The following is a 20,220-nucleotide window of genomic DNA, read 5'->3' as shown; positions in this document are numbered from 1 at the left end:
AATCCATCTCACGTTATTCGTCATCCGCTGTTTTTTCTAAGCTTTTACATCAGCCAGTATTATTTCTGCATCTACATAGTCATTCCGCCATCTACAGCAAGCACCTGTCCTGTGATATAACCTGCCTCTTTGGATGCTAAGAATGCAACTGCTGCCGCAATTTCTTCCGGCTTTCCGATTCTTCCCAGTGGAATGTTATGAAGCATATGTTCTTTTACCGTATCCGGCAAATCCTTTGTCATATCGGTCTCAATCATTCCCGGTGCTACTACATTTGCAGTAATACCGCGGGTGGAAAGTTCTCTTGCAACACTCTTAGTCAATCCAATGACTCCTGCTTTGGCTGCACAGTAATTTGCCTGGCCGGCATTTCCGGTAATTCCGGATACAGATGATATATTGATTATCCTTCCACTTTTCTGTTTTAAGAAATAACGGGATGTATGATGAATGGTATGGAATACACCCTTTAAGTTTGTCTCATAGACTGCATCAAATTCTTCATCATTCATCTTCATCACAAGATTATCTCTTGTAATTCCTGCATTATTTACAAGAATATCCAGATGTCCGTATTTCTTTATGATATCTCTGATCATGGTCTGACATGCCTCGTCATCTGCCACATTGCACTGATAGGATTCTGCTCTGCCACCTATATCGGTAATCATTTTTACTACTTCTTCAGCCCGCTCTTTACTGCCATTGTAATTTACAATTACCGTTGCTTTGTCTTCTGCCAGACGAAGTGCAATGGCACGGCCGATTCCTTTGGCTGCACCGGTTACCAGTGCTACTTTATTCTCCAACATAGGCTTTATAATCCTCCAGTTTTTCAATGCTTATCGTCTTGACATCCCGGTTGATTTTACGCATAAATCCAGATAAAGTATGTCCCGGTCCGATTTCTACGAATTCATCATAACCGTCCGCGATCAGGCGCTCGATGCTCTGCTGCCATCTTACAGAAGAAGATACCTGCTTCTGTAACAGCTCTTTTACCGGTTCTGTTGTGGTAACGTAATCTGCCGTCACATTGGTTACATACGGAATGCTAAATTCCTGCAGCTTTGTATTTTCCAATACTTCTGCTAATTTTTCTCCGGCTCCGGTCAACATGGCGGAATGGAACGGTCCGCTTACTTTTAACGGAACCACACGCTTTGCTCCAGCTTCCTTCAATGCTGCACCAGCTTTTTCTACTGCCGCTTCTTCTCCGGTAATTACAATCTGTCCCGGACAGTTATAATTTGCTATAGATACAATTCCTTCGGTATTGCTGCATACTTCTTCAATTGCCTTCGCATCCAGTCCTAAAACGGCTGCCATTGCTCCGCCGGTTGGTACTGCTTCCTGCATAAAGATTCCTCTTGCACGAATGACACGGAATGCATCTTCCATACTCATGACACCGGATGCAATCAATGCACCGTATTCTCCAAGGCTTAATCCTGCACAAGCTGCCGGTTCTTTTCCAGCTTTCTTTAATGCTGCATAAATTGCTGCCTCTGTGGTCAGCATGGCAATCTGTGTATACTCTGTAATATTGATTTCTTCATTTTCTTCAAAACAAAGCTTTGCAATATCAAGTCCGGTTACTTTTGAAGCAAGCTCATATACGGCTTTACTCTCTTCACAGGCATCATAGAAATCTTTGCCCATTCCAATATACTGCGCTCCCTGTCCAGGGAACATGAATACAACCTTACTCATTTTCTTCTCCTTATTTCCGATTCATCAGACGTTCTGCTTCTGATACGATAGAAGTAATAATTTCCTTACAGGACAATTCATCCTGTATCATTCCGGCAATCTGACCTGCCATCAGACTTCCATTTACCACATCGCCGTCCATCACTGCTTTGCGGAGGGAACCAAGGGTAAGCTGTTCTAATTCATCTAATGTTGCGCCTTCTTTTTCCATCTTCAGATACTCACGACTCATCTTATTACGGATGACACGGATTGGATGTCCGGTACTGGAACCTGTTATTTCAGAATCAATGTCTTTGGATTTTATCAGCTTCTCTTTGTAGTTTGCATGTACGATAGATTCTTTAGCTGCCACAAATCTTGTTCCCATCTGAACTGCTTCTGCACCCAGCATAAATGCTGCAGCCATTCCTCTTCCATCTGCAATTCCTCCGGCTGCAATCACCGGTGCATCAATGGCATCTGCCACCTGTGGCACCAATGCCATGGTTGTAGTGGAACCGATATGGCCACCGGATTCCATTCCCTCTGCCACAACAGCATCTGCGCCACCGCGGACCATAAGTTTTGCCATAGCTACACTTGCTACTACCGGAATTACTTTAACACCTGCTTCTTTCCAGAGGCTCATGAATTTGGCTGGATTTCCGGCTCCTGTTGTGACAACCGGAACCTGCTCCTCAACTACCACCTTTGCCACTTCCGGTGCATTCGGATTCATCAACATGACATTCACACCAAATGGTTTGCTGGTGCGTTCCTTCACCTTGCGAATCTGCTCCCGAACCACTTCAGGTGGAGCACTGGCTGCACCGATAATACCAAGTCCACCTGCTTCAGATACTGCAGCAGCCAGATGATATTCTGCAACCCATGCCATTCCGCCCTGGATAACAGGCTCTTCTATTCCTAACAGTTCTGTGATTCTTGTTTTCATCTTTTATTCCTCAACGCCCTTTGCTTTTAAGTAGTCAATAACATCTCCTACAGTTGCGATTTTCTCTAAATCTTCTGACGGAATCTCTACACCGAATTCCTCTTCCATGCTCATAACCAGTTCAAACAAGTCTAAAGAATCTGCTCCTAAATCATCCTTGAAATTGGATTCTGCTTTTACCTCTCCATCATAGTTTAACTGCTCTTTGATTAATTCTGCTAATTTCTCTAACATTATTTTGTTCTCCTTTTTTGTCTTTTCTTTGATAATACTTTGAGTTACAAATATTTTGATTATCAAATTATTTGTAACTCAAAGTATATACATAAGCATTTCTGTTGTCAACTATATTTTTACTCAAGGAATAAAGAATGTGCCTTGGCACATTCCCGCGCCTGCGGCGGTCGCTTGCGACATCTACCTTATACGCCGCAGTGTGCATCCTCGCGGAGCGTTTTTTACTTTACAGGAAAGCAATTTCCTGTAAAGCAAAAAAGACAGTGTCGGAACTTTTCTGTTCTTTCACTGTCTTATGTTAGTTACTTCTTTTATTTTTTATCACTTATGCAGCTTTTTTACGATTTGATACTACAAAGTAAACACCTACTAATAATACTCCGATGCATAAGAAGAATACCGGATTGATACCGTCACCTGTCTTCGGTGTGCTGTCCTTCTCATGGCTGCCCGAAGTTACTGTCTTACCGGAATTGCTGTTCTTGGTTGCGCCAATCACATTTCCGCCAGTCACTGCTGTGCCGCCACCGGTTACTGTAGTAGCGGAACCACTTCCGTTGTTGCTGTTGGAAGTATCTGTTGAACCATTGCTATTGGAATTATTTCCATTATCCGGAGTCGGCTGTGGATTCTCCCCTCCAAGGCTCTGGAAACTGATTCCATTTCCGGTTGCATATACCTGTGCCTGTGTTCCTGAATAACCGGAAATTGTGGATGGACTCCAGCTGCTCTGGCTTCCGATTGACGTTACACTTGCCGGAATCAAAATTGTACTGATACTGCTGCCGCTGAACGCATCTGTTTCAATAGTATTAACAGAATCCGGAACTGTCAGTGAAGTAACCGACTTGCAGTTTGCAAAAGCACCTGCTCCGATGGTTGCAGTACTGGTCGCAATTTTTGCACCGGATTTTCCCTCCGGGCAACGGATTAACCTGGTCATTGCTTTGTTATATAGACATCCATCACTGGATGCATATGTACCATTTCCTGATGCAACACTGATGGATGCCAGTCTGCTGCAGCCGGTAAATACGTTGCTTCCGATGCTGGAAACGCCAGCCGGAATTGTAATTCCGGTTAAAGAAGTACAATCATAAAATGCTTTATCCCCGATGTTTCCTACGGATTCCGGAATTGTAAACTGGGATAATGAACTGCACTCTGCAAATGCCTGGGAACCAATGGATGAAATTGAAGTTCCAATAGATACACTGGTAAGGCTTGTACAGTTATAAAATGTCTCTGCCGGAATAGAACCAATATCTCCTTCTATGCTGACAGAACCAAGACTTGTACAGTTATAGAAAACTGCGGTTCCCATTCCAGTCACATAAGATGGAATCGTTACACTTGTAATGGATGCATTTGATGCAAATACACCACTTGCAATTGTAGATACCGACTCTGGAATTGTAATTGCTCCACCGGCTCCGCTGTAGGCAACCAGTGTTCCACTGTCATCTACTGTAAATCCATTTTCATCTGTTGTCTCGTCTGCCCGGACGGTCTGTCCCGGCATCACTGCCAGCAGCAAACATACTGCTGTAAAAATAGAAAATCCTTTTTTCAATATCTGCATCTCTCATCTCTCCTAGCTTTATCTGCTTGATACATTATACTTCTTATCTACTTACTGCACACGCTTTGCCAGTATAAACATTCTTCCGTCCTGTGTGTAATTATTGCAGGTAGAAAGAGTCAGCAGCTGGTCTCCATAAGCACTGTCTATCTCTGTGCCATATACAGAAAGCTGTGCCACATTATTTAAATATTCCTGATATTCTTCTTCGGAATCTGCATTCAGAAAATTATAATACCGGAATACATTTTCATCCTGATACTGAACCTCTGATAATCCCACTTCAATGACCTCATAGACTCCTCTTTCATAAAGAGTATTAAACTCTATCGTCTTATGGGCATTGTAAAAATCTTCGTCCAGATATTTCTTTAATTCGCCAAACATCATTCCGCTTTTCATATTATGTCCGTAAATGATGATATTGGTATCCCTGTTTATGTAATCATTTCTGGCATCGATAAAAAGGGTGCCATTCAGGTCGTCATTTTTATCAAAATCATGTTTCAGATAATAATCCGGTTCTTCCTGTAAAGACTGCATGACCGGATAATCAATATCCGTATCCGGAATATGTAACCATCCGATTAATTCTGGATTTTCCGCATACAGGGAAACATAATCCTCTAACATAATCAGTGGCTGCTCTGTTGTCTCTCCTGTTTCAGTTGCATCTTCTGTGATTTCCGGATTCATCTGCTCCGTTCCTGTTACAAGGTGCTCTACTACATTATTCTGTTTCTTATTCTGTAAATCCTTAAGCCTGTTAGCAGCTTTATAATCCGCATATTCCGAAATCGCATAATATCCGATACAGGCTGTCGCAACAATGATGCATACGATGCCGACCACCTTCTGCCAGGTAAAATGAAATGGCAGCTTTGCTTCTGCTTCCGCTTCTTCCTTGGCAATTTTTTCTTCTATCATGTTCTGCGAACTATCCGCAACAATATCTGAAATGCACCAGAAGAACGATTTTCCGATTTCACTTTTAAAACGGATTTTCTTCGTGCGCATCATGGTATACAACCGGATTGCTACTTCCGGATCATAAATATCCAGTTCATCGGTAATATACTTGATTTTCTTTAAATCTTCCTGCGCCTGCCTGTATTCCCTTAAGGTTTCGAATTCATAATCGCCTATTTTATAAATCTTTTCATCCATAATTTATGATTCATCTGCCTTATCTTCTCATGGTCCAGGTAGTTTTATTATAGGTCATTTTGTCATCTTTCGCAAGATTTTTCCGCAAGATATACACAATATACCATTTCTCATTTTTATATCGTCTATATCTTGCGCTTTCTTTAGTCTAAATTGGATTTTTCCAGCAAATAACGGAACATCTGCTCCGCTGCTACCTTATGTTCGGAGCCAAGGGCAATACCAAGAATACATTCCTTTTCATAATAACCGTGTTCAACCGGCCAGCTTCCGGCTCCAAGACGGATGCCTGCTGCAAAAGTATCTCCGGTGTCCTTATCCTCTACATAGAAGATATAATCCTTTAACTGTTCCAGCTCGTCTTTGGAAAAATACTGTGTCAAATCTGCTATGGCACCGGACTGGGCAAGATTTTCAAAGACCATTTCATCGGCGCCCAAAACATCTACTCCACCGCCTGCAATCACTGTCTGCAGGGACTGATAGGAATAGAGATTACTGGTATCTGTGCTGGTTAAATCCACATAATATGCATCATTTACCACAACCTCCCGGGCTGCTGGATCATATCCATATTGCTCCATGAATTCTGAGAAATCCGGTTCTTCATCTGCCGGCATACTCTTTGCATTTACCAATACAATCTGGGAAATATCTTCCTTTGTGGTCATATAATGATGTACCGTCATACCAATCAAAATAATCACTGCAACTACTGCCAGTATTACAAGCCTGTAATAGTCCCAGACAAATCCGATCCGCTGTTTCCAGGTCATTGTCTTTAAATCAGCTTTCTTTTCCATATTATCGCCTTTCTTCCTCTGCCGGAGCTGTATTATCTCCTGTAGTGTCATTCTCTGCTGTATTACCCTCTGTCACATCTGTGCCACTCTCAGCATCAGCATCATTGCCTGTGCCAAGAGGTGCCACAAAATCTGCATACGGTAATTCTTTATGTAAATTTTCCATATAATCATACCAGATTTCTCCCGGATAGCTGGCTCCTGTCAGTCCTGGAAGTTCTGCCGGAATATCATATCCAACCCAGACGCTGGTGGTGTAATACTTTGTATAGCCTACAAACCAGCCATCCTTATTGGAATTGGTGGTTCCTGTTTTCGCTGCACTGGCAGTCTCGGACAATGCCAGTCCCTTTGCTGTTCCTTGTGTCAGAACACCCTCTAATATATTGGTCATCCAACGGGCTGCATTGGTTTTATAAACCTGCTTTTCATCGACAATTTTCTGATAGATAGCGTTTCCGTCTGCATCCTGTATCTCTACAATGCAGGTAGGCTCCCGGTATTTTCCATCATTTTCTATGGTGGCATAAGCCGCCGCCATTTCTACCGGAGAGACTCCATTGGTAAATCCACCCAGGGATGCCGCCGGTCTTTCATCCTCCGGGGACAGCTTTGCGAAATTCATCTCCTTCAGATAGGAAATTCCTGTAACGGGAGTCATCTCTTCCAAAAGATTCCACGCCACTGTATTAATGGAATTTTCTACTGCATAACGCAAGGTTACGCTGCCAAGATACCTGCCACTGGCATTTTCCGGTCCATCCTCAATCGGTGCATCTTCCACCACAGTATCCGGGGTATAGCCCCGCTCCAACGCCGGTGTGTATACAATCAACGGTTTGATGGCACTGCCCGGCTGCCGGTAACTCTGATAGGCGCGGTTTAGCATATGCCCGTCATATTCCTGACTTCTGCCGCCTACAATTGCCTTTACAAAACCGGTCTCATTGTCAATGCATACTGCCGCACTCTGCAATGTATAAATGCCCTCTTCATTGACATCGGTAAAATCCTGCAGCTTCTCATCCACTGCATTCTGAAGCTGCTCTTCCATATTTAAATCAATGGAAGTATAGATTCTATAGCCTCCTGTATAAAGAGACTGTTCGCAGGTTTTATACTGCTCCTGATAGGCATCTTCATAGGTCTTTCGATCTTCCTCCGAAGAAAAATCTGTCCGGAATTCAAAGCCCTGCTGCTCCATCAATGCCCGTGTTGCACAATAGCAGGCATAGGTCTCTACCGCATCATAACGCTTTGTTGGCTCTGCTGTGCTGAGTACAATCGTTTCCTGTCTGGCATCCTTATATTCCCTGCGGCTGATTTTGCCATCTTCATACATGTTTTTTAAAATGCGGTCACGTCTTCCTAACGTATTATCCGGGTTCTTATAAGGATTATACATCGTCGGATTATTCGGTATCGCACAAAGATATGCCATCTGGGACAATGACAAAAATGAAACATCTGTATCAAAATATCCCCGGCTCGCCGCCTGAATGCCATAATATCCATTTCCAAAATAAATATTGTTAAGATAAAACTCTAAGATTTCATCCTTGGTATATTTCTTTTCCAGCTCTGTGGCAATGAATATTTCTTCCATTTTTCGCTGCCACGTTCTGTCATTATTTAGGAAAATGGTTCTTGCAAGCTGCTGCGTAATGGTACTTCCGCCCTGGGTTACTTCTCCATTACGCACCATCGCCCAGACTGCACGGATAATTGCCTTAAAATCAATTCCGCCATGACTGTAAAATTTTTTATCTTCTATACTGACCATGGCTTCTTTGACTTCTTCCGGTATCTCATCACTCGTCAGATAGCATACATCCTTGGTACCACGAAGCGACATGATTCTCGTTCCATTCACATCATAAACCTGGCTGGTCTGCTCCGCCCGGAATGTGTCCTTCGTCGACTCTTTTACAAACCGGACTGCCTCTTCATGCATGGCACTGACCTGACTGGCATACCCGCCAAAATAGTAATACGCCAGCCCGCCGATTACCAGAAGTATCAGAACTATCTGCAGCTTTACAAAAAGCCAGAAACCACGGTATTTCTTTTTCCTTTTTTTCTTCTCTTTATGGGACATGGGATTCCTCCATATTGCTCTATTTTACACTGTTCCATAAAAAGTTACAAGGCTACTGTTCCATTTGTCTTCCTAAAAATCCCGCCGCTGTAATAGCAAGCTTGCTTTCGGTTTCTCCCATTTTTGCAGTTTCATTTTTCTCATATAAAACAACTGCTCCGATGGCATCTCCTTCACAGATAATCGTGCTGATTGCCTGGTCATGATAGTTCCCGGTATCATCTAAGGTAATTCGTACAAATTTGCTGTCTCCCTGCTGTGCAAGAATATTTTTCCGGTCTTCGATCAGTTCCTCTAACTGCCTGCTGATTGGTTTTCCTTCGAATTCCTTCTTTCCGTTTCCTGCAGCCGCAATCACATGGTCCCTGTCGGTAATACATACCAGATGCCCGGTGCTCTGCGCAAGGCTCTCCGCATACTGTCCGGCAAACTGGCTCAGTTCTCCAATCGGTGAATATTTCTTAAGAATAATCTCACCTTCCCGGTCTGTAAAAATTTCCAGCGGGTCACCTTCCCGGATTCGCAGTGTCCTGCGGATTTCCTTTGGCACTACAACTCTCCCCAAATCATCTATTCTACGTACAATTCCTGTTGCTTTCATTAAAAATTCCTCCTGTTTCCTACATACTTTCCATTTTTGTGCTGTATGGGTAGTATGTGGAAAACAGGAGGAATTATGCAAGCCTTCCTCGTATTTACATTTTTAAATCACTGGTGTTTTTATTAGCCAAAATCAATCTTTTTTCATTTTTGGCTGATAGCTGCAACCAAACAGTACTGGCAGTGCAAACAAAATTAACGGCTTCATGATTTTTCCTTCCGGTTTAAGATTGTAAATGCAACAACACAGATGATTGCGGAAAGCAGGGAGCCTGCTGCCGTTGCCAGTCCCATTGGGAATAAGGTATCCGGGAATAAAGTCGAAGTCAGATAAACGCCCGGAATTCTTACCAGTGTAATTGCAATGATATTATGTAAAAATGAGATGCCGGATTTGCCGCAGGCACAGAAATATCCGCTGAAGCTGAAATGAATTCCTGCGAACATGCAATCCCAGACATATCCCCTTAAGTATTGACCTCCCAGACGTACCACTTCCGCTCCCGATGCATCCGATGCATCTGTAAATAACGCCACCACCGGACTGGCGAAAAACTGCATAAAGATTCCTACTATAATTCCGAATCCCACTGTAATCATCACAGCATAGCGCAGTGTTTCATTGGCACGCTGCCTCTTTCCCGCTCCGATATTCTGTGCACCAAGTGCAGATACTGTTGATAACATGGAGGACGGAATCAGGAACAGGAAACTTATTATCTTTTCCACGATTCCCACAGCTGCTGCATCATTTAATCCACGCTGGTTCGCAATGATGGTGATAATCATAAATGCCACCTGAATGAAACCGTCCTGCAATGCAATGGGAATACCGATTTTTAAAATCTGTCCCATTACATTTCGATTCGGTCTGAAATCTTTTCTGCTAAGAGAAAATTTCTCCCGCTGTCTTATAATCATAACGAGGGAAATCATTACACTGATGACCTGAGCGCAGGTAGTTCCAAGAGCTGCACCTGCCGGTCCAAGATGCAGGCCGCCGATAAATACATAATCCAAGACAATATTTGCCGCACATGCAATGGCAATAAAGTACATCGGACTCTTGCTGTCACCCATACCACGGAAAATTGCACTGATAATATTATATGCTGTAATAAAAGGAATCCCGATAAAGCAGATGGTAAGATAGGATATCGTTCCCATTATTGCTTCCTGCGGTGTAGACATTACTGTTACAATTGGTTTTGTCAGCAAGAGCAGCACCGTCATCAGCACAAGGGCAACTCCCATAAATAGGATTACCGTGTTTCCAATTCCTTCTGCCACCCGTTTCTTATCTTTGCTTCCAATCGCCTGTCCGATGCTGACCGTTGTTCCCATGGCAAGTCCCACCAGCATAACTGTTATCATATGCATGACCTGTGAGCCAATGGATACCGCCGTAGTGCTGGCAACTCCTTCAAACTGCCCGATGATAAATAAATCTGCCATTCCATACAATGTCTGTAAAAAATAAGATAAAAGGTATGGCAGCGAAAATATAATTACATTTTTAAATACACTTCCTGTAGTAAGATTCCGTTCCACCATTTCATTCTGCTTCCTCTAAGCCAGCGCTGCGCCCAGATGACGGGTCAGCAAATCCACCAGCCATGCATGGCCTTCTGCTGACAGCTCGCTCTGCCTTACCAGAATCACCTGATTGGACAGATTTCTGATATAAATATAATTTTCATAGAATCCCCAGTCCTTATAGGCAGTCCACAGATTCACACCCTCTGCTATTTCTGATTTTATGCTGATGCTTTCTTCACTGAAAATATACTTGCGGTGGCCACTTACCAGTGCCTTCTGTGCATTTGCATAAAATCTCTTAAGTCTTGCTCTCTGCTGTACCTTTTTCCCGCCGCATGCAAAATATAGAAAAGCTGCCCAAAGAATCATAAAAAGTGAACCCATTTCTGCCCTGCCAAGCATAAAGCTTAACATTCCGAACGGCAGACAGATTATGCACATAATCACAGAAGTAATCGTTACCACTTTTCTCCTCTTCCGGTATACATCCGATTGCAAAGTTATTTCAAGCAGCGCATCCTGCTCTTCTTTTCCGATTTCAATTTCATATTCTAACATCTCTGTTCCCCCATTTTCTTTTCGTCTATTTTTTATTTATTTTCTTTCCATTCATTTCTCATTTACTGCTTTTCCCAGATGACGGGTCAGTAAATCAATCAGCCATGTCCTCTCTTCTGCCGACAATTTATCCTGTTTTACAAGAACATTTTCATTCGACAGATTCCTGATGCAGATGTAATTTCCATAGATTTCCCAATCCTTATAAAGTGTCCATGCAGTATTTCCTTCTGAAACTTCTGATTTTAAAAGAATTCCATCTTCACTGAAAGTATACTTCCGATAACCGGATTTTAGTTCTTTATCCATTGCTGTAACAGATTTCTTTAATACCGTCTTCTGCATCAGCTTGCTTCCTCCGCATATCATAAAAAGACTATATGCAGCCAGGAGTGAGCAAAGTACAACAAGCCTTGTATCGTTATTTATTACTCTCCATATTATAATCAAAATACAAGCTACAATCAGAATTGAAAATTTTATTGCTTCCACTTTTCTTTTCTTTCGATACTCCTTCGAATTCAAAGCGATTTCAAGCAGCGCATCCTGCTCTTCTTTTCCGATTTCAATTTCACATTCCAACATCTCTGTTCCCCCATTTCTTTTTTCTAAAAACATTGTAATGAACACTGCTTATTCTGTCAAACACTATCGGTTGTTATCTTTGCTGTTCTGCTTTTGCACGAAACTCTGACTCCTTTTGAAATTCCGGGAGCACTGCTGATACTAATCGGCACGATACCAACTTCTATAGAAAATGCCTCATAGACGCATAAAATGTCTATGAGGCATTATAACTTTACTCGGCAAATATCTGCTCAATTATTTTATCAAACTCTAATGTGTGATATCTTCTTTTTAATGAATCGAGATTGTAAAGTGCCTGACCATTTATCAGTCCATTACAAGTATCATTATCATCTCCTTTATTTTTTGCTACAGCTCCCGAAAATTCCAAATCATCTGTATCAGAAAGCCATAAGGATGTCAGAAATCCTTCACACTGAATTCCAGGCATTGTATATCCATACATTCTTTGTGGCATAGATAAACCGTGCTGCATTCCTAATGTTACAATTTTTCCCAATATAGCCAGTTTTTTATTCCCGCTATACTCTGCAATTCGCATTAAATCTGGTACGAATTCTACAAATTCATCGTCCACATAGCTACATCCCGGAATAACATCACACCCTGCCCAGCCAGTTGTTCCAAAATCATTCTTTCCAAGAAGTGTATTTTCATCAAACGGAATATCCCAAAGATAAGTCCATGATGCAAGAATCTGTGCTGCTGATTTTGCGCCATACAAATATCGTTCTTTTTTGGTAGTTTCATATGCCAACAACAATGTCCGCATATTATACATTACTCCAACAGCATCTATCTTTACAGACTTTTTATGTGTTGTATCATTTAATCCTCCCAGATATAAAACATCTTCTACATAATGTTCCATAATAAAATCAGCAGCTTTACACAATGCACTTCTATATTTCTCATTACCGGTGTATTCATGTACTAATGCTAATACTTCTCCCGGAAAAATTGTTCCTGACCCCTGCTCTATCACATTACTTCCAAACCATTCTTCCGGATATGTCATTGGAGTACCTTCCATCGTATATGCCCGATACCAGGAGCCATCTGTATTCTGAATTTCAATCATTTTATCACAAAATGCAACCACTACATCCAGCCAGTCTTTATGTAATGTTCCATTTTCCTTTTCCTCCAGAAAACAGAGCATTAAATAATACATAGCCTCCGTCATAGTCCGGCAATAATTTCCTTTTGTTCCTTTTAATTTTTCTGCAATTCCCATCATTGCACCTACGACCTGATTCCCCAGAAATTTTTCTAATTCTTTCCTGTTTTCCGAATACTGAAATGGCATTAATACGCCAGTCCACCAATAAACAAATTCTTCTTTTTCTACACTGTACATTGCATTCGGCAAACCACTTTCTGCAATACAGTGTTCCACAAAAAATTGTATTGTTTTTAATGCCCGTTCCCTATATTCTTCCTTTCCTGTTTCTTCTGCAGCCCGAAGCATTTCATAGCAAACCATAGTCTGATTTCCAGAAAATCCATATTCCAGTACATTCTGATTTCCATATTTTTCTCTTGGTGAGAAATGGCACACATAACCACAAGGATGATTTTTCTTTTCTGGAAAATCTCTAAAGCTATTGTGTAATAAGTCTCTTCTGTATGGTATTGTTTCTTCCAGACTAAATGGATGTCTGATATCATCATTAAGAATTCGTTCCATCTGAAATACGCTCGTCTTCCACGATGCTTCTGTCAGATTTTCAGCTTCTCCAAACTGCAGGATATATGAAACTTCCAATTCTTCTCCCTGTTTTATCTTTCGATATGCAGCCCACTCTGATCCATCTACATTTAAGCAAAATGAATTTCTCTCATAAAATGGATAATCACAACGTAACAAAAATTCTTCCATTCTATTTGCAGATGGTGCAATTCCCAGGGATCCAATATCTGTATTATGAACAAAATGCCTTTCTGCTATCTGTTTTCTGGTTATTGTAGTATCCACCTTTGGAATATCTGCCCGAATTAGTGAAATAAATTGCTTGTCATTTTTTGCAAATCCTGTCACTGACAAATTTGGATTTCTATCATCCTTATAATCCTGCTCAAAAGTTCCAAGATAATCATCCTGTCCATTCTGGTCTGTATCATTCTTATTATAAAAAGCACCCGGTATTACAAATTGATAATCGTCAAAATTTTTTGCATGTTTTGATTTACAATGGAATTCCGTAGATATCCGGATAGCAGTCTCTTTTTCTGCTGAAATACAGGCCACCTTTCTACTCAGTTTTATATTATTTGTATTTTGTTCCCACATATCAATAATATGAAATCTATTTTCTTTATTTACTTCTACGTCTGCTTCTGCAATATGAATGTTTTTTTCACTTCTTATAACATCATACTTTGCTTTCTTATTTCTTTCCTTTAAAATCTGAATCTGAACCGGCCACGGTACTTCTATTTTTATTCCGTCCCTTTCTATTAAAACTTCATTTTTTTCTAATCCTACCGGAAATTTAAGTTCCATCACATCATCCCTTCCTTTCCACTAATTCGATACAAATTTGATTTTTCCTACCTGCTATAAGCTTTTCTTCCAGTTCAGCCTGATGTAGCACAACAGAGGTACTATTTATCTGATTCTTCCATACTTCTCCATTTATGCTAAGTTCTCCCAACTGATATTCTCCATAATCCAAATATTTTCTGTTATAAAAAGAAACACATACTTCTTTTTCCGCAAATAATGTGTCTACTGTTAAAACTTCACCGGAATCATACTGCTCCTTTACTAGTTTTGGTTCAATTAATAAGTCTCCAAGCTTTCCCCTCACACCATATACCTGTGTCAGCATCAGAAAAATTGTCCAGCTTCCTGCACCAGTAACATAAGAATACATTCCCCTTCCTCTGCTACTGATATACTCCGGCACACCAGGATATATTTGTGCTATTTGTGTATTTGTAGAAAGTTCATAAATAGATTTTATAATCTGATAACCTTCCCTTACATACCCTCTGCTATATAACGCATAAGCATACATAGTTGTCATATGGCTAAACATGCCACCATTTTCTTTTTCTCCATAAATAAGTGCAAATCCTCTTCCAAAATTCCAGGTATTATCTCCCAATGGTAACGTCAGCCTGATTCCTCCGGTATTTTTATCCGGAAGATAATTATTTACAGCATGTATTGTTTTTTGAACCTGTTCATCCGTCGCCGCCCCTGACATAATAGAAAAGGTCTGGGCTGTCAATCCAAATCGCAATTTTCCATCTCCAAGAATTCCATCAACTGCATTTCCATTATTATTATAATAACCATTAAAAAAGCCTTCTTTTGATGATAATTCAATCCATTCATTTTCTCGGACCTGCTGTAATAATTGTTTTCCTTTCCAGCGCAACATATCTTTTAATTCTAAAACCGGTATTTTTTTCTTTTTTCCGCTTATTCCAAATCTTATGTGTTCATAATATTTCTTTAATACTTCCACTTCTTTTTGGGGTTCCTTTTCCTTTAATCCCTCAAGCAGTATTTCCATTTCTTCAAATACAGAAATCGTTTTTCGGTCTTCTTTCTCTATTTGAATCTCAAGTAAATCTGCTATATCACATATATTTTTTCCATAAAAAGCCGTAAATGGTATTGTTTCCCCTTTATCCGGAGCCATATCCAACTGATCATTCCAATCTCCATCTTCAAGCTTTATATTCCCGTGTTCTCCAATATTTAAGCTGCAAATTAAATTTTCTAAAAGTAAATGCTCTAATATTGTTCCGGTATAACATTCACCATCCTTTGTCTTTTGACTATTTCCATCTTCTTTTTTCCAATTTGTGTCAATCCTTTTCGCTCTTTCAATTTGTGCATCTTTCCAGTAAGACACTTCTTCATCTAAAATAGAAATATCTCCAGTTTGATTCATATATAACAACAATGTAAATAATGGCCAGACACCATGATCCATCCAAACTCTGGATATTTTGTTTCTGTCTGCCTGAAAATTGCCCTCACCGTCCAAAATAATAGTTGCATTACTTCCATCCAGTCTGACACCTTTCATGTTATGAACAAAAACACTTCGAACCCGCATTGGATTTTGTAATAATAATGTCAGATAATCCTGCCACAAATCTCTCCACCCGCGACCACCTCTTCCATAATCATGATATGGAAGAAATGAACAACCATATATTTTTCTTAAAACAGGCTGTATACTTACCCACCTTAACCAGCCATCAAACTTATCTGAATTGCCTTGAAATTTTATCTTGTCAGCTTCTCCATTCCAATGCTCTTCATTTTGTTTCCACGCAGCTTCAACCTTTTCTTTACTGTTATACTTTTCAAACTCCTTGTTAAAATTTTCTTTTTCAGTAATTCCAGCGCAGATAATATATTCTTTTTTTTCGCCTGGTGCTAACCGTACCTTTGCAAAACGCATTGCGCCAATGCATTCCATACCATCTTTCCGATATGTCATATCATGTTCTGGTATACTATTTTCTACTACTGTTCCAGGCCAGTCCAATGTTCCTCCCTTTCCAATAAACTCCTCTACTGTAGGGAACATTTCTACTGCTGCCTGCCCGCTTTCATCTGATCCATATACAAAATAACTTGTATCATTCGGTTCATGACCTCTTTCATCATGGTGTATCGTTGGCTTTACAACAATCCCGTTTTCTTCCAATGTTATCCTCTGCATCAGTGATGTTGCATGTCTATGATCTCTTAAATTATCTGCCGATCGTCCAAAAATAGGGAATGCCGCTGTTGGCACAAATTCCAGAATTTCTGACCCGTAATTTTCCAGAATAACCCTGTTAATTTCTACTACATCCTCATTTGCCGGACAAAACGTTGTAAAAATACAGTTTAATTTCAATTCAGGGATTGCATAATACAAGCTGTGATATAGCAAACCGCACTCTATTTTATTCCATTTTTCTTCATCTTTAAAGCAATGCTCCGCTCTCTGTCTTGCAGAATTTCCCACCACAGAAAATGCTCCCTGCTCTTTTGTATAAACCCAGAAATTTCTTCCAGAACGATTATTATGTAAGTCCTCTACTGAAACTGGCAGATACAAAAATTCATTTTGATTCTTTTTGGCATCTCCATTTAAGCAGGGTGTCACCGATGCTTTCATTCCAGCCTCATTGCATATAGGAAAATATAATTGATTTACTTCCCGGGCATTTTCACAAACAAAAGTCCCTTTTTTGTCAATAAAATTCCACTTAAATCCGTGTTCCATTCTTTACTCCTTTTTCTTAACCCTTAACCGCTCCTGCCGTTAATCCTCCTACAATATATCTTTGGAAAATTAGTGCTAATACCATTGGTACAACTGTAGCCAGCAATCCTGCAGTCATCATCATTCCATAATCAATTCCATACTTTGTTCCAAACTCTGATACCGCAACCGTTAATGTCTTCGAAGTTTTTGATGTAGTAAAAATTAATGCGTACAGAAATTCATCCCATGCCATAAGGAATGCAAGAACACCTACTGCAACATACCCCGGTAATGCTGTCGGCATAATAATTTTCCAAAACACCTGATTCCAACTACAACCATCTACCCGTCCTGCTTCTTCAAGTTCAAATGGAACCGATTTAAAATATCCGTTCAAGACCCAGATTACATAGGCAAGAACTGCATTTGTATTAATTAATATTAATGTTCCCAAATGATCCAGCAGCCCCATCCGGCTAATCATGATATAATACGGTATTACCAATGCAATTGGTGGTAGCAGCTGAAAAAACATTACTCCAAATAACATTGGTTTTTTCATTCGAAAGCGTAATCTTGCAAACGCATAGGATGCCACTGCACCTAATACAAGACTAATTACTGTTGTTGTACCCGCAACAATGCAACTGTTTTTTATTGCCATTCGGAATACTTCAACTTGTTTTGTTGGATTTTTATCCAACAATAACATTTTGTATCGTTCCCAGGTAATTGATGTAGGCAGTATTTTGTCACTACTTAACAATTCATTTTCTGATATGATACTGGATATAAACATCCAGATAATTGGCAATAGCGTCCAAAGAACCAATAATATCACTGCCAAATATAATAATATCCTTCCTATTCTTCTCTTTACCGTTCGATTCATATCTTAATCCTCCGTTTTTCCTGCTTTCAGGTAAAGAAGGCTCAATAACAATATAACAACTGCTATAATTACGCATATTGCCGAACCTTTACCATAATGTAAGTAATCAAAGATTTCATGATACGCATAAAAGCTTACTACCTGTGTACTGTCATTTGGTCCACCTGACGTCAACGAATATACAATATCAAAAACTCGAATCGTCTGAATTGTACGCAAAACAAGAACCACTATATACATTGGCCTTAATGCAGGAAAATACACTACTTTAAATCTCTGCCATGCATTTGCCCCGTCTATAATTGATGCCTCCTTTGCATCATTAGACACGGTCTGGAGTCCTGCAAGCAGCATAATGATAACAAGTGGAAGCATCTTCCATGTATCTGATAATATAATCATATTAATTGCAAGCTTACCACTTCCAAGCCAGACTATATTTTCATCTATCAAATGTAATTTTAATAATACTTTATTCAAAATTCCTGCGTTCGCATTAAAAATCCATTTCCACAAATTTGCATTTACAATCGTTGGCACTGCCCATGGAATCAGAATAATTCCACGCACAAAGCCTCTTCCCTTAAAATTTTGATTCAGCAATAATGCTGTAAGTGTTCCCAATATAATCTGAATTATCACTGATACAACTGAAAAATATAAAGTAATTTTTAAAGAATTCCAAAATGCATGGGTACTCATAACTTCTGCATAATTCTTTAATCCAACAAATTTCGTTGCAAGACTACCTGGATTTACATCATTTAAGCTGAACCACAATGTAAACAAAACAGGAAATAATCCTAATCCCATGATAATCAGCATGGCAGGAGTAATCATTCCATAAGCAGTTCTTGCTTGTGATATACTTGATTTATTCTTCCTCTTCATATTCTTACCCTCATATTAAAAATGGCAGGCAGTTTACCTACCTGCCATTCTCTATTTAATTCACAAAACTTTCTGATACTTCTTCTGCCTGATTTAGTGCATCCTCTATTGAAGTTGAACCTGACAGTGCTGCCGAAAATAATGGTTGTACTGTATTAGACCACTCACTATAATCAGCAAGCTGAGGTCTTGGATGAGCTGTTGCAAACTGCGGATAAAACTTAGCCAGCTCTTCATGTTCAGTCACCAGATTCTCATCTTTATATAATGCATCAATTGTCGGCAGTACATTATAATTCTCATATGCATATTTCTGAATATCCTCACTAGTAAATAACTCAATATATTTATATGCATACTCCGGATATTTTGAGGTAGATAATACTCCGAAGCCACCGCCACCAGTTACTGAAGCACTTTCTGCTTTATCAGTTCCAGGCATTAAACATACATCTACATTTCCTGCAACAGTAGAATTCTCTGGATTATTTGCATATCCATACACATAAGCCCAATTCATAACAAATGCTGTATCTCCTGCCATGAACGGATCCAGGCAATCTCTGTCCGTGTAGGTAATTGATGCTGGATCTGCCCATCCATCCTGCATCGAATCATACATAAACTGTACTGCATTATTTGCACTTTCACTGTTGATGTCAAATGAGCCATCTTCTTTCTGCCATGTTCCGCCAAAACTGTAAATCATGGTTGTCAAATCACAAATCAAACCTTCTGCCTGGGATGCTCCCCACGCAATACCATACTTGCAAATGCCTTTATCCATCATATCCTGAGACATTTCTTTTAATTCATCCCATGTTTTTGGTGGCTCCTCATATCCAGCATCCGCTAACATCTGCTTATTATAAAACATCCATTTTCCACCATTCGCAAACGGAATTGCTTCTGTTTTTCCATTATAAATCATCTGATTTAACGAACTCTCAATCAAACTGTTTTTTACATCTTCATCCATATATTCACTCAAGTCTATGGTTACTCCCTTACTTTCAAATTCTGCAACCCATGGAATATCTACATAGCAAACATCCGCATTGCCTCCACCGGTCCATGTTGTAGTAATTTTTTCGTGTGTACTATCATAGGACTGACAAATCAGATTTACTTTTACACCATACATTTCTTCGTACTTCTTTCCAGCATACTCATAAAGTCCTTCTTCGTCGGTTGTACAAATAACGCTAATGCTTTCCGGTTTATCTCCGGCTTCTGTTCCTGCTACTTTGTTATTTTCTGTTTCAGAGTTACCACAAGCTGTAATTGATACTGCCATTGTCATACACAACAGTACTGCAACTAATCTCTTCATTCTTTTTCCTCCTTTTACACTAATACTTTTTTGTTCTTCTCCCCTGGCGCCTTT

The 20,220-nt window shown here is 40.0% G+C and carries 17 protein-coding genes; all 17 read right to left on the bottom strand.

The annotated features are described in order from the left end of the window. Positions 1 to 71: 71 nt before the first annotated feature. Entirely contained in the window at positions 72 to 812 is a 741-nt protein-coding gene (gene fabG, locus DWX96_RS00580) for a 3-oxoacyl-[acyl-carrier-protein] reductase (protein ID WP_118056645.1), read from the bottom strand. Further along, complete coding sequence (fabD, locus tag DWX96_RS00575) at positions 799 to 1,713, bottom strand: ACP S-malonyltransferase (RefSeq protein ID WP_118056646.1); 915 nt, start codon at positions 1,711 to 1,713, stop codon at positions 799 to 801. Before fabD ends, fabG begins: the two co-directional genes overlap by 14 nt. Positions 1,714 to 1,723: 10 nt before the next feature. Next, positions 1,724 to 2,650, bottom strand: coding sequence for an enoyl-[acyl-carrier-protein] reductase FabK (gene fabK / locus DWX96_RS00570; protein WP_022243651.1), 927 nt, complete (start codon positions 2,648 to 2,650; stop codon positions 1,724 to 1,726). Between the two features lie 3 nt (positions 2,651 to 2,653). After that, positions 2,654 to 2,884, bottom strand: a complete 231-nt coding sequence (gene acpP, locus DWX96_RS00565) for an acyl carrier protein (RefSeq protein WP_022243652.1) — start codon at positions 2,882 to 2,884, stop codon at positions 2,654 to 2,656. Between the two features lie 328 nt (positions 2,885 to 3,212). After that, the gene (locus DWX96_RS00560; RefSeq protein WP_118056647.1) at positions 3,213 to 4,469 is read right to left on the bottom strand and encodes a leucine-rich repeat domain-containing protein; all 1,257 of its coding nucleotides are present in this window, start codon (positions 4,467 to 4,469) and stop codon (positions 3,213 to 3,215) included. A 51-nt stretch (positions 4,470 to 4,520) separates the two neighbouring features. Further along, complete coding sequence (gene srtB, locus DWX96_RS00555; RefSeq protein WP_118056648.1) at positions 4,521 to 5,636, bottom strand: class B sortase; 1,116 nt, start codon at positions 5,634 to 5,636, stop codon at positions 4,521 to 4,523. Between the two features lie 143 nt (positions 5,637 to 5,779). Beyond that, positions 5,780 to 6,439: a hypothetical protein gene (locus tag DWX96_RS00550; RefSeq protein WP_118056649.1), complete on the bottom strand. Its 660-nt coding sequence runs from the start codon at positions 6,437 to 6,439 to the stop codon at positions 5,780 to 5,782. Position 6,440: 1 nt separating this feature from the next. Further along, positions 6,441 to 8,537 (bottom strand): transglycosylase domain-containing protein, encoded by a 2,097-nt coding sequence (locus DWX96_RS00545; RefSeq protein WP_118056650.1) that lies wholly within the window; start codon positions 8,535 to 8,537, stop codon positions 6,441 to 6,443. A 52-nt stretch (positions 8,538 to 8,589) separates the two neighbouring features. After that, a complete protein-coding gene (gene spoVT, locus DWX96_RS00540; protein ID WP_022243657.1) occupies positions 8,590 to 9,138 on the bottom strand; it encodes a stage V sporulation protein T in 549 nt (182 codons plus the stop codon). A 203-nt stretch (positions 9,139 to 9,341) separates the two neighbouring features. Next, entirely contained in the window at positions 9,342 to 10,691 is a 1,350-nt protein-coding gene (locus DWX96_RS00535; protein ID WP_330416130.1) for an MATE family efflux transporter, read from the bottom strand. A 15-nt stretch (positions 10,692 to 10,706) separates the two neighbouring features. Next, positions 10,707 to 11,234, bottom strand: coding sequence for a hypothetical protein (locus DWX96_RS00530; RefSeq protein ID WP_118056651.1), 528 nt, complete (start codon positions 11,232 to 11,234; stop codon positions 10,707 to 10,709). A 51-nt stretch (positions 11,235 to 11,285) separates the two neighbouring features. Next, on the bottom strand, positions 11,286 to 11,819 hold the full coding sequence (locus tag DWX96_RS00525; protein ID WP_147337959.1) for a hypothetical protein: 534 nt from the start codon (positions 11,817 to 11,819) through the stop codon (positions 11,286 to 11,288). Positions 11,820 to 12,033: 214 nt separating this feature from the next. Then, entirely contained in the window at positions 12,034 to 14,328 is a 2,295-nt protein-coding gene (locus tag DWX96_RS00520) for a hypothetical protein (RefSeq protein ID WP_147337958.1), read from the bottom strand. Positions 14,329 to 14,332: 4 nt separating this feature from the next. Then, positions 14,333 to 17,068 (bottom strand): GH36-type glycosyl hydrolase domain-containing protein, encoded by a 2,736-nt coding sequence (locus tag DWX96_RS00515; protein WP_118056653.1) that lies wholly within the window; start codon positions 17,066 to 17,068, stop codon positions 14,333 to 14,335. 16 nt (positions 17,069 to 17,084) lie between these two features. Then, a complete protein-coding gene (locus tag DWX96_RS00510) occupies positions 17,085 to 17,942 on the bottom strand; it encodes a carbohydrate ABC transporter permease (protein WP_117841429.1) in 858 nt (285 codons plus the stop codon). 3 nt (positions 17,943 to 17,945) lie between these two features. Next, the gene (locus tag DWX96_RS00505; RefSeq protein WP_117841430.1) at positions 17,946 to 18,833 is read right to left on the bottom strand and encodes a carbohydrate ABC transporter permease; all 888 of its coding nucleotides are present in this window, start codon (positions 18,831 to 18,833) and stop codon (positions 17,946 to 17,948) included. A gap of 55 nt (positions 18,834 to 18,888) precedes the next feature. Next, on the bottom strand, positions 18,889 to 20,166 hold the full coding sequence (locus DWX96_RS00500; RefSeq protein WP_117841431.1) for an ABC transporter substrate-binding protein: 1,278 nt from the start codon (positions 20,164 to 20,166) through the stop codon (positions 18,889 to 18,891). Positions 20,167 to 20,220: the final 54 nt, after the last annotated feature.

This window comes from Roseburia sp. AF22-2LB, from assembly GCF_003461125.1.
In the GTDB taxonomy this organism is placed as follows: Bacteria; Bacillota; Clostridia; order Lachnospirales; family Lachnospiraceae; genus Roseburia_C; species Roseburia_C amylophila.
The sequence above is the reverse complement of the archived record's forward strand: the minus strand, read 5'-3'. Positions and strand labels throughout refer to the sequence as shown.